Source organism: Micromonospora sp. SL1-18 (assembly GCF_047921505.1).
GTDB lineage: Bacteria > Actinomycetota > Actinomycetes > Mycobacteriales > Micromonosporaceae > Micromonospora.
On the sequence record NZ_JBLROA010000068.1, the window covers coordinates 1 to 12,278 of the forward strand.

Annotated in this window: 11 protein-coding genes and 1 pseudogene; 8 read left to right on the top strand and 4 right to left on the bottom strand. The window is 68.6% G+C overall.

Going from position 1 to position 12,278, the window contains the following annotated elements:
- Positions 1-478 (top strand): annotated as a pseudogene (locus tag ACNAW0_RS24990) (transcriptional regulator); the annotation flags it as partial.
- A 27-nt stretch (positions 479-505) separates the two neighbouring features.
- On the opposite strand, the gene ACNAW0_RS24995 reads toward ACNAW0_RS24990, so the two are convergent.
- The gene (locus ACNAW0_RS24995; RefSeq protein ID WP_416290443.1) at positions 506-1,345 is read right to left on the bottom strand and encodes an aldo/keto reductase; all 840 of its coding nucleotides are present in this window, start codon (positions 1,343-1,345) and stop codon (positions 506-508) included.
- Between the two features lie 239 nt (positions 1,346-1,584).
- Between ACNAW0_RS24995 and ACNAW0_RS25000 the strand changes: the two genes are divergently transcribed.
- Genes ACNAW0_RS25000 through ACNAW0_RS25010 form a run of 3 tightly spaced genes read left to right on the top strand, consistent with a single transcriptional unit; the run spans position 1,585 to position 4,962 of the window.
- Positions 1,585-3,213, top strand: a complete 1,629-nt coding sequence (locus tag ACNAW0_RS25000; RefSeq protein WP_416290444.1) for a vWA domain-containing protein — start codon at positions 1,585-1,587, stop codon at positions 3,211-3,213.
- Positions 3,210-3,809, top strand: coding sequence for a 5-bromo-4-chloroindolyl phosphate hydrolysis family protein (locus ACNAW0_RS25005; RefSeq protein ID WP_416290445.1), 600 nt, complete (start codon positions 3,210-3,212; stop codon positions 3,807-3,809). Before ACNAW0_RS25000 ends, ACNAW0_RS25005 begins: the two co-directional genes overlap by 4 nt.
- A gap of 10 nt (positions 3,810-3,819) precedes the next feature.
- Complete coding sequence (locus ACNAW0_RS25010; RefSeq protein WP_416290446.1) at positions 3,820-4,962, top strand: hypothetical protein; 1,143 nt, start codon at positions 3,820-3,822, stop codon at positions 4,960-4,962.
- Between the two features lie 13 nt (positions 4,963-4,975).
- Here ACNAW0_RS25010 and ACNAW0_RS25015 read toward each other — a convergent pair whose 3' ends face one another.
- On the bottom strand, positions 4,976-6,160 hold the full coding sequence (locus ACNAW0_RS25015) for an RNA-guided endonuclease InsQ/TnpB family protein (protein ID WP_416290447.1): 1,185 nt from the start codon (positions 6,158-6,160) through the stop codon (positions 4,976-4,978).
- A gap of 26 nt (positions 6,161-6,186) precedes the next feature.
- Between ACNAW0_RS25015 and tnpA the strand changes: the two genes are divergently transcribed.
- Both tnpA and ACNAW0_RS25025 read left to right on the top strand, forming a co-directional pair.
- Positions 6,187-6,582: an IS200/IS605 family transposase gene (gene tnpA, locus ACNAW0_RS25020; RefSeq protein WP_416290448.1), complete on the top strand. Its 396-nt coding sequence runs from the start codon at positions 6,187-6,189 to the stop codon at positions 6,580-6,582.
- Positions 6,583-6,648: 66 nt separating this feature from the next.
- On the top strand, positions 6,649-7,956 hold the full coding sequence (locus tag ACNAW0_RS25025) for a toxic anion resistance protein (RefSeq protein WP_416290449.1): 1,308 nt from the start codon (positions 6,649-6,651) through the stop codon (positions 7,954-7,956).
- A 120-nt stretch (positions 7,957-8,076) separates the two neighbouring features.
- Here the strand turns inward: ACNAW0_RS25025 and ACNAW0_RS25030 are convergent, their stop codons facing one another.
- Both ACNAW0_RS25030 and ACNAW0_RS25035 read right to left on the bottom strand, forming a co-directional pair.
- Complete coding sequence (locus ACNAW0_RS25030; RefSeq protein WP_416290450.1) at positions 8,077-8,628, bottom strand: DUF1697 domain-containing protein; 552 nt, start codon at positions 8,626-8,628, stop codon at positions 8,077-8,079.
- Between the two features lie 339 nt (positions 8,629-8,967).
- The gene (locus ACNAW0_RS25035; protein ID WP_416290476.1) at positions 8,968-10,347 is read right to left on the bottom strand and encodes a cellulose binding domain-containing protein; all 1,380 of its coding nucleotides are present in this window, start codon (positions 10,345-10,347) and stop codon (positions 8,968-8,970) included.
- A 320-nt stretch (positions 10,348-10,667) separates the two neighbouring features.
- On the opposite strand from ACNAW0_RS25035, the gene ACNAW0_RS25040 reads away from it, so the two are divergent.
- Both ACNAW0_RS25040 and ACNAW0_RS25045 read left to right on the top strand, forming a co-directional pair.
- Positions 10,668-11,849 carry a glycosyltransferase family 2 protein gene (locus ACNAW0_RS25040; RefSeq protein ID WP_416290451.1) on the top strand — a complete coding sequence of 394 codons (1,182 nt, stop codon included), beginning with the start codon at positions 10,668-10,670 and terminating at the stop codon, positions 11,847-11,849.
- A 13-nt stretch (positions 11,850-11,862) separates the two neighbouring features.
- Positions 11,863-12,048 carry a hypothetical protein gene (locus ACNAW0_RS25045; protein WP_416290452.1) on the top strand — a complete coding sequence of 62 codons (186 nt, stop codon included), beginning with the start codon at positions 11,863-11,865 and terminating at the stop codon, positions 12,046-12,048.
- The last annotated feature ends 230 nt before the right edge of the window (positions 12,049-12,278 follow it).

Below are 12,278 nucleotides of genomic sequence, written 5' to 3' on the forward strand. Positions count from 1 at the left end.
AAGTCTGTCGGTGGCGGCTGCTGCTGCTTCAATCGGCGGCGAGCGGCTGGCCACCTGGTTCGTCGGCGAACTGTCGATGGTGCCCGCCGACGAGCGCAACATGATCCGGCGGATGTTCGGCCGGGAGGTCCCGGAGTCGCACTGGAACGACCCGGAGATGTTGCGCTTCGCCCGGACCACGGTGGCCGACCTGCGTTCGGCGTACGGCCGTTACCCGGCCGACCCGGCGATCGCCGGGCTGGTCACCGAGCTGCTCGGGATGTCGCTGCGGTTCGCCGCGTTCTGGGCCGAGCATGAGGTGGGGGAGCGGCGGCCCACCGTCAAACGGGTGGTGCACCCGGAGTTGGGCCCGCTGGTGTTCGAGTGTCGGGTGCTGCACGTACCCGAGACCGATCAGCGGCTGATTGTCTACGTCCCCGCGCTGGGCTCGCCGACCCAGGCGGCCTTCCGCGGGGTCGGCGGGCGCGTCCGCTCCTGAGGCATCTTCGGTCAGCTCGGCGCGTAGTCAGAAGGTGTCGGGGTTCGGGCCCTGCCGGCCGGCGTCGCCTTGGTCCAGGCCGTTGATCCGGTCCATCGTGGCGTCGTCCAGTTCGAAGTCGAAGATCTGGAAGTTCTCCTCTACGCGCTGCGGCGTGGTCGACTTCGGAAAGACGATGTCGCCGCGCTGTACGTGCCAGCGCAGTACGACCTGTGCCGGGGTGCGGCCGACCTCTTCGGCGATGTCGATGATCGTCGGGTCGCCGAGCACCCTGCCCCGCGCGAGCGGCGACCACCCTTCGGTGAGGATGTTGTGCGCCGCGCCGTACGCGCGCACCTCCTCGTTGCCGAAGTACGGGTGCACCTCGACCTGGTTGACCGCCGGCGTCACCTCCGCCTCGGCGGCCAGCCGCTCCAGGTGCGGCACCTGGAAGTTCGACACGCCGATCGACTTCGCCCGGCCGTCGCGCTGCAACTCCTCCAGCACCTTCCAGGTGGAGACGAAGTCGCCGCTGTACCGGGTCGGCAGCGGCCAGTGGATCAGGAACAGGTCGAGGTAGTCGAACTTCAGCGCCTGCAACGTTGACTCGAACGCCTTGCGGGCGTCGTCGGGGCGGTGGAAGCCGTTGTCCAGCTTGCTGGTGACGAAGACCACGTCGCGGTCCAGCCCGGTGGCGCGGATCGCCTGGCCCACCTCGGCCTCGTTGCCGTACATCTCGGCGGTGTCGATGTGCCGGTAGCCGACCTCGAGGGCCTCGCCGACGGCCCGGGCGGTGTCCTTCGGCTCGATCTGGAACACCCCGAAGCCGAGCTGCGGGATCATGTTGCCGTCGTTGAGCGCGATCTTGGGAACGCCGTACACGGCCATCAAGCCTCATCTCCCATCGTCCGGGTGCCGGGAGCGTTTCCACGCGGGTCGCCCCGACCTGCTGCCACCGTATCCTCCTACCCGATCCGGCCGGTTCCTCACGGCGCCGACGGGATGAGCCCCGCCAATCGATCATGACACCTGAAGTTCACCGAAGGTTGGCCGTCCCGTTGGTTTGCCCCTGCTACCAAGACCTCGATCAAGATGCGGGTCCTCGACAGGACAGGAACGGGGTGCAGGTGCGGGCCAGAAGATTCCCGGCGCTGGTACTGGCGGCGCTGGTGCTGCTCACCGGGTGTACGACGACCGAGCCGACCACCGAGCGGACCGGCGGGCCGGCCGCCGGCACCCTGCGAATGGTCGCCGGCAGCGAGCAGCAGAGCGTCGTCGAGACGGTCGTCAAGCCCTGGTGCGCCGGCCGGCACTACCGCTGTGAGGTCACGTTCAAGGGCTCGGTGGACCAGGCCCGGCTGCTCGCCACCGGCAGCACCGACTACGACGCGTACTGGTTCGCCTCCAGCGTCTTCCTCCAGTTGGGCGACCGGGCCAGCACGCTACGCGACGTTCAGCCGATGTTCCTCACCCCCGTGGTCTTCGCCGCCTGGCGCTCCGAGATGGACAAGCTCGGCTTCGCCGGCCGCTCCGACGTCCCGATCGCCGACATCCTGCGCGCGGTCGAGTCCGGCCGGACCAAGGTGTGGATCACCAACCCCACGCAGTCCAACTCGGGCGCCACCGTGCTGTTCGGCTTTCTCAACTACTTCGCCGGCAACGGCCCCGGGGCCCCGCTGACCCAGGAGCAGCTCGACTCGCCCGCCGTCGAGCAGGGCGTCAGCCGGTTCGTCAAGGCGATGGACCAGACGCCGCCCTCCACCGGCACCCTGATGGCCGAGTGCCTGGCCCACCCGGACCAGTGCCGGGCCATGTTCACCTACGAGGACCTGGTCATCGAGAAGAACGCCGAGCTGGTCAAGGCCGGCAAGGAACCGCTCCTGGTGGCCTACCCCCGCGGATCCCTGGCGGTCAGTGACGCCCCACTGGGCTTCCTGGCGCAGTCCGGCAACGACGACGCCCACCAGATCTTCACCGAGCTGCAGAACCATCTGCTCGAGGACGCCGGCGCGCAGGCCGCGCTGCTCAAGCTGGGCCGCCGCCCGGCCACCGGGGTCGGGCTCACCCTCGACAAGCCCGACGCGACCGTCTTCAACCCGGCCTGGGGCATCCAGGCCACCATCAACGAGCAGGCCATCCAGTTCCCGGCCGCGCCGGTCATCCAGGCGGCCCTGGACCGCTATCAGACCCGCTATCGCCGCCCGGTCGCCGTCCACTACTGCCTCGACGGCAGCGGCTCGATGGGCGAGAACGGCGGCTGGAAGGGCGTCCAGGCCGCGGCCGGGCAGATCTTCGACCCCGACCAGGCCGCCCTGAACTTCCTGCAGACCCACCCGAAGGACAGCACCACGGTCAGCATCTTCAACGGCGACATCACCGGCGGCAGCCCGTGGACGGTGCAGGGCAACGACCCGGCCGCGCTGCGTGGCCTGGCCCGCAAGGTCACCGCCTACCGCCCCGACGGCGGCACCGACATGTACGCCTGCCTGCGCCGCGCAGCCGACGAACTCGCCCGCCCCCAGCCCGAGGACCGCAAGCGGCTGGTCGTGCTGATGACCGACGGGCAGTCCGACACCGGGCGGCGCAAACCCGCCGTCGCCGCACTCCGCTCGGCCGGCGTACCGGTGGTCGCGATCGCCTTCGGCCGCGACGCCGACCCGACCCAGCTCAAGGAGGTGGCCGAGGCCACCAACGGCACCTTCGTGCGGCAGGACGACCTGGTGGCGGCCCTGCGGCAGGCGGCGGGGTACAAGTGAGGCGCCGCCTGGCCGCCCCGGTCGCGTTGGCCGCCGCCGTCGGCGCCTTCGCGCTGGTGTTCACGCTCACCGGCAGCCTGCTCTGGTCGCCGTCGCTCGCCGCCGTCACCGCGCTTGGGCTCTACCTGATGCTCGATGACCGCACCGCCACCCGCGCCCAGCAGGACACGTACGCCGACGAGGCCCGAGACCGGGTCGACGAGGCCCTGCGGGTGCTGCGCGGCATCGAGCGGCTCGCCCGCGACGTCCGCCAGCCGGAGGCCCGCCGCGCACTGGAGGACGCCTGCCGGTACGTCCCCGAACTGTTCGACCGGGTCCGGGATCACTCACCGGACAGCCTCTACTCCACGGCGTCCCGGATGGGCGGGCACCTGCGCAGCCTCGACGGCGCGGTACGGCAGTACCTGGACATCCAGCGCCAGCCGGTGCTCTACCACGACCCGGAAACCCTGCGCCGCAACGGCGAGCAGGCGTTCCGGCGGTTCGCCGACTTCGCCCTGGACAGCGTCCGGCTGATCAATCAGGGCGACATCGCGCAGTACACCGCCAACCTCGACACCGTCGCCCCGCCGAGCATGCCCGACCTGGGCCGATGAAGGAGTCACGTTGAGACTGCCCAGCACCCGATTCCTGATCGGGCTGGTCATGGTGATCGTCGTCTGCGTCGCCGCGGTGGTGCTGTGGCGCCACTACTCGGACACCCCGGCCACCGCCGCCCCACCCACCAGCGTCACCTGCGTGGGCGGCTCCGAGAAGTCCGAACTGATGGCCGACGACGAGGTCAAGCGGATCCTGCGCGACAACTACCGGCTGGAGGTCGCCTTCCAGCCCCTCGGCTCGTACGACCAGGTGCAGCTGAGCACCGACGAGATCAAGGCCCGCAAGCTGGACTGCCTCTGGCCGTCCAGCGCCAGCGCGCAGAGCGTATTCGAGGCCCAGCACACCGGTGCCTTTACCGACTACCGGGCGGAGAACCTGCTCCAGTCGCCCGAGGTCATCTACGCCGGCCCGCGCGGCACCGACGCGCTCGTACGCAAGGGCATCGTGCAGCGTCGCGGCGACCGGTACTTCGTCGTCGACATGAAGGGCCTGCTGCTGGACCACGTGGTCAAGCACCGCACCTGGGAGGCGATCGGCGCCGCCGACCTGCGCGGCCCGATCACCGTGGCCAGCACCGACCCCGCCAAGTCCAACAGCGGATTCACCCTGGCCCAGCTCGAACTCAACATCATCGCCACCGCCGACGGGTTCTCCGCCCCGAGCCTCGCCCAGGCCCGCCAGGCACTGCCCACCATGCGCGCGCTGCACGACGCGCAAGGCCTCCAGTCGCGCAGCTCCGACTCCGGGTTCCGGGAATGGCTCACCCAGGGCGGCGAGTTCAAGGCCCCGCTTTACGCCGGCTACGAGAACCAGATCATCCAGCAGGTGGTGCAGAGCGGCGACAACAGCGCCAACCTGCTGAAGAACGTCCGGGTGCTCTACCCCGATCCGACCATCCACAGCGACCACCCGGTGCTCGCCCTCGACCCGGCCGCCGGCCGGCTCATCGACGCGCTCAAAGACCCCAAGATCCAGGCCATCGCCTGGCAGCGGTACGGCTTCCGCTCGGCCGTGCGGGTCGGCGCGAACGACGTCGGCGACTTCCCCGGCATCGGGCTCGCCGACCAGGTGCGGGCCGCCCCCGCGCCCGCCGCCGACGTGACGCTCGCGCTGCTCAGCTGCATGAAGAACGCCACCACCTGCAATTGATTGCTCCCCACGTCTAGAGGCGGGGGATTCCTGGCTCAGGCAGCACGGCATCGACTCCGAAGGAGCCAAGGACGTGTCTTACACCGTCGGCACCAGCTCGGTTCAAACCTGCCGAGGCAAGGATTACCCTTGCGGCGTTCCGGTCGCGGTCTGCGACGTGGTCGCAGGATTCGCAGCGGAAGACTCGTTCGGACAGCACCAGCCGCTGCTTGGCTCTCGCGTGGCAGTTGGCGCATGTCATCGTGGTGTAGGCGGGCGGCACCGGCACCACCTTCCGGCCCGCCCGCTTGCCACGGTCGATCAGTTCACGTTTGGTAGCGCCGATGGCGGCGTCGGCGGCTTTGCGGGCCATGCTGGTCTTGGCGAGGAACTTCGGTTTGAAGTCTTCGACGGCGATTACGTGATGGCGGTCAACGACGTGTTTGGCCCACTTGCGGGCGGTGTCCTGCCTCTGCCGTGCCACCTTCTTGTGGATCTTGGCCGCCGTCGCCTTGGCCTTCCGGTAGCCGCTGGATGCCTTCTGGCCGGGTTCAGGTGCTCGTCTGGCCATACGCCGCTGTGCTGCGGCCAACGCCCGCGCGGCCCGTTTGCCGTACTCGGGGTGGGGCAGGTCGAAGGCCGGGTCGGTGGTGTTCGCGACGGCTTTGACGCCCCAGTCGATGCCGATCTGCCCGTCGGCATCCGGTCCCTGGCCGGTGGGACGGCGCACCACGAACGACGCGTACCAGTGTCCGAGGCTGTCCTGGTAGACACGCACGCTGCTTGGATCGGCGGGAAGTTCCCGCGACCACACCACCGGCACAGTCACCCCGCGTGGCAGGCACAGGCGTTCATTCTTGAGGCTGAACCCGCGCCGGGTGTAGTTGAGCGACGGCAGGGCCTTCTTCCGCGATTTCGGTACCGGCCTGCCGCGTCCCTTGACCTTGTGCGAGGCGGCCAGCGCTTGGGCGTAGTCGCGCAGGGTTTGCTGCTGGGCGACGACCGAGCCTTCTCGCAGCCACGCGCTGCTGGCCCGGGCCTCGGTGAGCAGGACGGACAGCTTCGCGCCGGTCGGTTGACGGCCGGATCGTTGCTGGTGCACGGCCTCGTTCCACAGCCACCGGCAGCGGTGCCACTCGGAGGTCAGTGCGGCGACCGCCGTCGCGCCGGGGCGCAACCGGTAGGTGTAACGCACTGTCTCCTCCACATCGGACAGCATACACGTCTGGTCTATATGCTGTCTGGGTGGAGGAAGTCAGATCGAACAACGACGTCGTTTACCGCTGCATCTACCACGTTGTGTGGTGCCCGAAATACCGGCGTCCGGTTATCACCGGACCCGTCGACGCCCGCCTCAAACAGATCATCGTCCAGGTGTGCGCCGAGCGGGACGCCCCGATCGTCGAGCTGGAGATCATGCCCGACCACGTTCAACTGCTCGTCACGGTCGACCCCCAGTTCGGCATCCACCGCCTCGTCAAAGCCATCAAAAGCCGCTCCTCGCGGCTGCTCCGCCAAGAATTCCCCACCTTGAAAACCCGCCTGCCCACCCTGTGGACCAACTCGTACTTCGTTGCCACCATCGGCGGCGCAACCTCGGAAGCTGTCAACCGCTATGTCCAGAACCAACGCAACGCCTGAACGCCCGCACCCCCACGGCCAAAGCCGAGGGCTTCTCGGGCACATTCCGGTGAAGGGACCCACCTCATGACCGAGGGACTCCAGATCGACTTCGGCAGCATCGTCGGCGGCCCGGCCGACCCGCCCGCCGGCGCCGCCGATGCGGCGATCACCACCGCGCTGGCCACCGCCGAGCCGAAGACCTTCTCCTGTACGGCGCTACTCACGGCGGCCCAGCGGGAGCAGGCCGAGCAGGCGGCCCGCCAGCTCTACCCGACCATGCTGGCCAACACCGACACCCTGGCGAACTTCGGCAACCAGGCGCTGGACCAGGTCAACGCGCAGGTCAGCCGGATCTTCCGGGAGGTCGGCCGGGTCGACATCCCGGAACTGACCGGCATCATGCACGAGATCAACGACCGGATGCGCAGCTTCCGCCGCAAGTACGACCCCAGCGATCCCAAGGTGCGGGAGACCTTCACCAAGTTCTCCGACGCCATCCGTGGCCTGTTCCGCAAGGGCCGGGACCTGCTGGAGATGCTCTTCGAGGAGGCCCGCACCGTCGAGCAGCAGCTCGACCGGGTCGCCGGGCAGCTCGGCGACAAGCAGCTGGAGCTGCGCCGCAACGTGGTGCTCTGCGACGAGCTGTACAAGGCCAACGAGGCGGCCATCGGGCAACTCGTCGGCGCCATCGCGGTGATGGAGCTGATCCGCGACGTGGCGCTGGAAGACGCCCGGTCCATCACCGTCACCCCGGGCGCGCCCGACGAACGCGACCAGCAGGAACGGCTGTCCCTGGTCACCGAGTTCGCGCAGGCGCTGGAGGTGCGGATCAACGAGTTCCAGCAGCGCCTCTTCGTCGCCTGGTCCACCTCGCCGCAGGTCCGCAACATCCGCACCCTCAACTACGGTCTCGGCCAGCGCCTCGCCCTGCTGATGAACCTCACCATCCCGACGATGAAGCTCACCATCGCCCAGTGGGCGCTGCTGTTGCAGGCCAACCAGGCCGCCGACATGCAGCAGGCGGTCGCCGACGGCGCCAACGACGTGCTGTCGGCGTACGCGGCGGCGTCGAAGACGGCAGTGCCGCAGATCGCCAAGGTGATCCAGACCCCCACCGTCCGCCCGGAGACCATCCTCGAGGTCGCCGAGTCGATCGACGCGCAGGCGCGGGGCATCGAGGAGGCCGTCCGCTACGGCCAACAGAAGCGGGCCGAGGTGGTCACCGCCATCGTCACCGCCAACCAGTCCATGTCGGAGTCCTCGCAGCGGCTCAGCCGTACCGTCGTCGAGCTGGTCACCCGAGCCAAGGAGCCGGTGGCGCTGCCCGCCGGGCCGCAGCTGCCGACGGCGGTGCTGGAGCAGGCCCCGGCCGTCGTCCCCGCCCCGCGCTGACCGACGCGTCCCCGGCCGGTGACTGGCCCGCCTCGAACAGCACCGGCCACGGGCGGGCGGCCGACGCGACCGCCGCGCCGGCCCGGGCGGCGACTGGCGGGGCCCCGGCGGCCCCGCCGCTCAGCCCCCGGTCAGGTCGCGCAGGGCCAGTACCGACTTCCAGTTGCGGGTCGTCGCCACCACCCCCAACTTCTTCTCCAGGTACGCGTTGGTGAACTTCGTCCGCCCGTACCCGCCGTCCGGGAAGTGCAGGTGGATCTCCCGGCCGGCCGCCGCGTACTCGATGTTCTCGCCGGCCGGCACGGCCAGCGCCGCGAGCCGGGCCTTCGCCGGCGCGGCCGACAGGAACGCCACCAGCACCCGGGTCGGGTCGTCCTGCTGATCGGCGTACGGGCTGGCCGCCGCCACCGCCGCCAGTTCGGCGCCGCTGCGGACCAGCACCGGCACGGTCGGCCCCAGCTCGTCGGCGATCGCCCGCTCGATCCCCTGCGCCAGTTTGCCGGTGTCGGTCTCCGAGCTGGTGAACACCGCGTTGCCGCTCTGCAGGTACGTCTTCACGTCCTCGTGCCCCAGGTCGGCGACCAGACGGCGCAGGTCCGCCATGGCGATCCGGGTGCTGCCGACGTTGACGCCCCGGAGCAGGGCGGCGTAGCGGGTGCTGCCCCCGGCCATCCTGGGCCTCCTCGCCTCGGCGTCGCTCCCGGCCAGCCTAGTACGGCAGCCGCCGTTTCAGATCTTGCTGCTGAACCGGCCGTCCGCGCCCAAGAACGAACCGAAAGCGTGCCGTGTCCAATGGAACGGCAGCCGACGGACCGACCCGGTTCAGGTGAATCGCCGGACCCGGAGCGCGAGGATGCTTCCGGGCGGGTCGCTCCGGCCTGGTTGAGGATCGCCCAGATCGTGGCCGACAGCCCAGGAAAGGAGCCCCTCCAGCAGGAGGGGCTACCCGCCCGTCACAGTGGCCCCGGCACTCTCCGGCGTGCTCGGTGACGGCGTAGGGCTGATCGTCCCCTACTGACGGGTTGTCGTGTTGATGTAGTTGATTCCGTCGCGGTAGAAGCCGTCGACGGCGCGCTGCACCTCCTTCATGCTCACGGCCTTGCCGGACACCGAGTAGATCCAGTTGACCTGCATGTTCCAGGTTCGATCGCCGGCGAAGGGCAGGTCGACGAGCCAAGCGTTGAGGTGGACGGCCATGGGTGCACGGGGGAAGGTCGTGCCGCCGCTGCGGAAGACCGGCCGACCGTCGACCGAGTACGTGACCGTACCGTTGACTGCAGTGATCAGCAGGGTGTGCCATCCGGCGAGGGATCGATGCAGAGCGCGTGTGGTGCGGTCGCCCCCTTTGGCACTACGCCAGCTGGTGGTGTCGAGTTTGGGGCCGGGGGCACCCCAGCCGCCGTTGGGCTGGTACTCGAAGTCGAGTTCGTTGTAGCGCTCTGAGGTCGATTCCGGCGAGATCGTGCAGAAGGATTCGATGACGTGGTCGCCGTGGCGACCGTCGGCGGGTCGGTCGGAGAAGAGGATTCGTGCGGCGATGGTGCCGGTCAGGAAGGTGTTGTCGACACCGATCAGCTCGGCCTGCCGGGTGCCTTGCCGGGTGCCGTCGGTGGTGACCTGCAACTGAAGTACCTGTCCGCCTTTGGCTTTTCGATTGGCGGGGAAGCTGATGGCGTCCGCTGACCAGGTGCCGGCGATCCCGGGCCCGCCGCCGTCGGTGCGGGCCTGCCACCCGTTGGCGGTCACCGCCGGATCGGCGACATCGGTGTAGTGGAAGTTGTCGAAGAGAGTGTCGGCCGGCACGGTCAGGGCCGACGCACTCGAGGATTGGGCGGAAGGTGCTGGTGCAGCCGGACCGGGCTCCTCCCCCCAGGAGAGAGCACCGTCGACGTAGCCGGTGACGCGTGTCGAGGGCGCGAAGTGGGTGAGCGCCGGATCGAACGAGCGATCGTCGGCCTGATCCAGGTCCTTGTGGTCGAGGCGGTACAGCTGCAGCCCGATGGCTTGGCTGCCCTGGCCGGGTGCCAGAGTGCCGGCAGAGGAGGTGAAACCCACCCGCAGGTAGTGAGTGGCGGTGGGGGCCGGATGCGACATCGCACTGACGACTTGGGTGACGTTCGAGCAGCGGAGGGCCGTCTGTAGGCAGTTGGCCGCGTATCCGGCACTGTCTTCGTCGCTGAAGTAGTACCGGAGCGTCACTTTGTGCAGCGCCACCGGCCGGCTGGATGTGTTGATCACTTCCAGCCACGGCCTCCCGATCGGAGCAGTGGCGGGGGTGTCCGTCCGATACCGGACGGTCAGCAGTGGATTCCCGCCATCGGGCCGGGCGGCGTTCGTCTTCCGCCACACACCGTAGAGAACAACCCCGGCGGCGAAGACCACCATGACCATGAGCACGCTGAGCCAACGGTGAGAGGAACGAGAACGCGACGGACCCATACGAGCTCCTTGACGACTCGACGCCCGCGTAATCAGGAAGTGCTGGCAGGGGGCGCCTAGACAAACGCGCGTCATCCTACCGACGCCGACCTGCGGCGTGATCCTGCAAGGCGGGAGGCATTCCTGGCCAGCCTCGTGGGCGGCCTCCACCAGCCAAATGGGCAGCTAAAACTGGCCTAGAGGAGGCATCGTCGACGTGGCCAGGCCGGCTATGGTTCTCCTGCTCCAGTCCGCGATAGCCGGCCTGAAGATGATCATCGAGCGGGGAACTCGTGTCACACAACATGATGATGGGCGAAACGGGGCCTGAGGCGACCGCCATCCTGCACGGTCTCCGCTGGAGGCACCACGGCACTCCGAAGCCCAGCGGCCCGACGCTGCACGACATCGTCGCCATCGTCCCGGCACGAAACGAGGAAGTGGGGATCCTCACCTCTCTGAATTCCCTGGCCCGGCAGACCTGGCGCCCTGACCGCATCGTCGTGGTCGTCAACAATTCCACCGACCAGACGGAACATTTCGCCCGGCAGTTCGCCGCCGATCCACGTACACCGCGCACCGATGTCCTGCTGATGCCCAACAACGAGCACAAGAAGGCTGGTGCCCTCAACTACGGCATCGCCTGGCTGAGCCAGCGGGTCGGCGGGCGGCTGGACCCGGTCCAGCACGTCCTGGTGATGGACGCCGATACGGAACTGCACCCGAGGTTCATCGAACGGGCCCGCAAGGTGATCACCTCGGACCCCGAGATCGGTGGCGTCAGCGCCGTCTGTCTGGGCCGCACCGGGCTGTGGCGCAACCCCTGGCAGAGATTCCTGCTGGGCATGCAGATCATCGAGTACGGCCGCGCCGCCAACGCCCGTTTCCTGACCGACGTGCACACCATGTCGGGCGCCGGATCCTTCTACCGGGGCGTGGCCCTGCAATCGGTCATCGACCGGCGCGGCGCGGTGTTCTGGGAGGACCATCGCAACCTCGTCGAGGACTACGAGACGACGCTGACGCTCAAGGAATGCGGCTGGAAGGTGACCGCGAACCAGCTGTGCATCGCCTACACCGATCTCATGCCCACGCTGCGTGAGCTGCTGCAACAACGTCAGCGCTGGGTTCGTGGCACCGTCGACGCTCTGCGCGCCCGTGGTTGGACCAAGTTCACCTGGCACTCGATCGCGACGATGATCCTCGGGCTGCTCGGCGTCGTGTACATCATCGGCTGGGGGGCCACCCAACTGGCCGCCGCCGTCGCGAACGGCTTCGCGCAACAGCCCATCTTCTGGTTGCTGTTCGCGTTCTGGGTCATCTACCCCGCGGTGCGGGTACGCAACCTCGGCTGGAAGGCGATGCTGGTCGAGGCCCTGCTCATTCCCGAACTGGTCTACACGGTCGTACGCACCTACTGGCTCCTGTCATCCCTCCTCAAGTCCTATTTCACGCCCGTGTCGACATGGAAGTAGGGCAGCGTCACAGGTGAACGCCCTCAAAGGCTTCGGGATCTGCTTCCTCCTGGCGGCGGCCCTGGTCGCCATGCGCGAACTCGCACAGGTGGAATACGCCCTCCTCATCCTGACGATCGTGCTCATCACCGGATCCACAGGCGCCTACCTGGCATCGCGTCACCGATACCGCAAGGACCGCCGCATCGCCGGCGACTGAGCGGTCTCTGAGTTGTAGCCAGGAAACATGGACGCGGACTGATCACGAGCACAGCCTTGCAGTGGTCAGGCTGGCGACGCCGGCATCAAGCCCAAGCCCGACGATCCCACTACACACGCCGCCCCAACCTCGAACTTCAGCACTGATCACGAACGGCGGCTGCCGTACTAGGGCCCTCGATGCTGCCCGGCTGGCCGCGCCGCCCGATCCTGCCGCAGAACAATCGGTTC

Coding starts and splice junctions, on each gene's coding strand:
- ACNAW0_RS24995 (WP_416290443.1), bottom strand. CDS start 1,345: ATGGCCGTGTACGGCGTTCCCAAGATCGCGCTCAACGACGGCAACATG.
- ACNAW0_RS25015 (WP_416290447.1), bottom strand. CDS start 6,160: ATGCTGTCCGATGTGGAGGAGACAGTGCGTTACACCTACCGGTTGCGC.
- ACNAW0_RS25030 (WP_416290450.1), bottom strand. CDS start 8,628: ATGGCCGGGGGCAGCACCCGCTACGCCGCCCTGCTCCGGGGCGTCAAC.
- ACNAW0_RS25025 (WP_416290449.1), top strand. CDS start 6,649: ATGACCGAGGGACTCCAGATCGACTTCGGCAGCATCGTCGGCGGCCCG.
- ACNAW0_RS25035 (WP_416290476.1), bottom strand. CDS start 10,347: ATGGTCATGGTGGTCTTCGCCGCCGGGGTTGTTCTCTACGGTGTGTGG.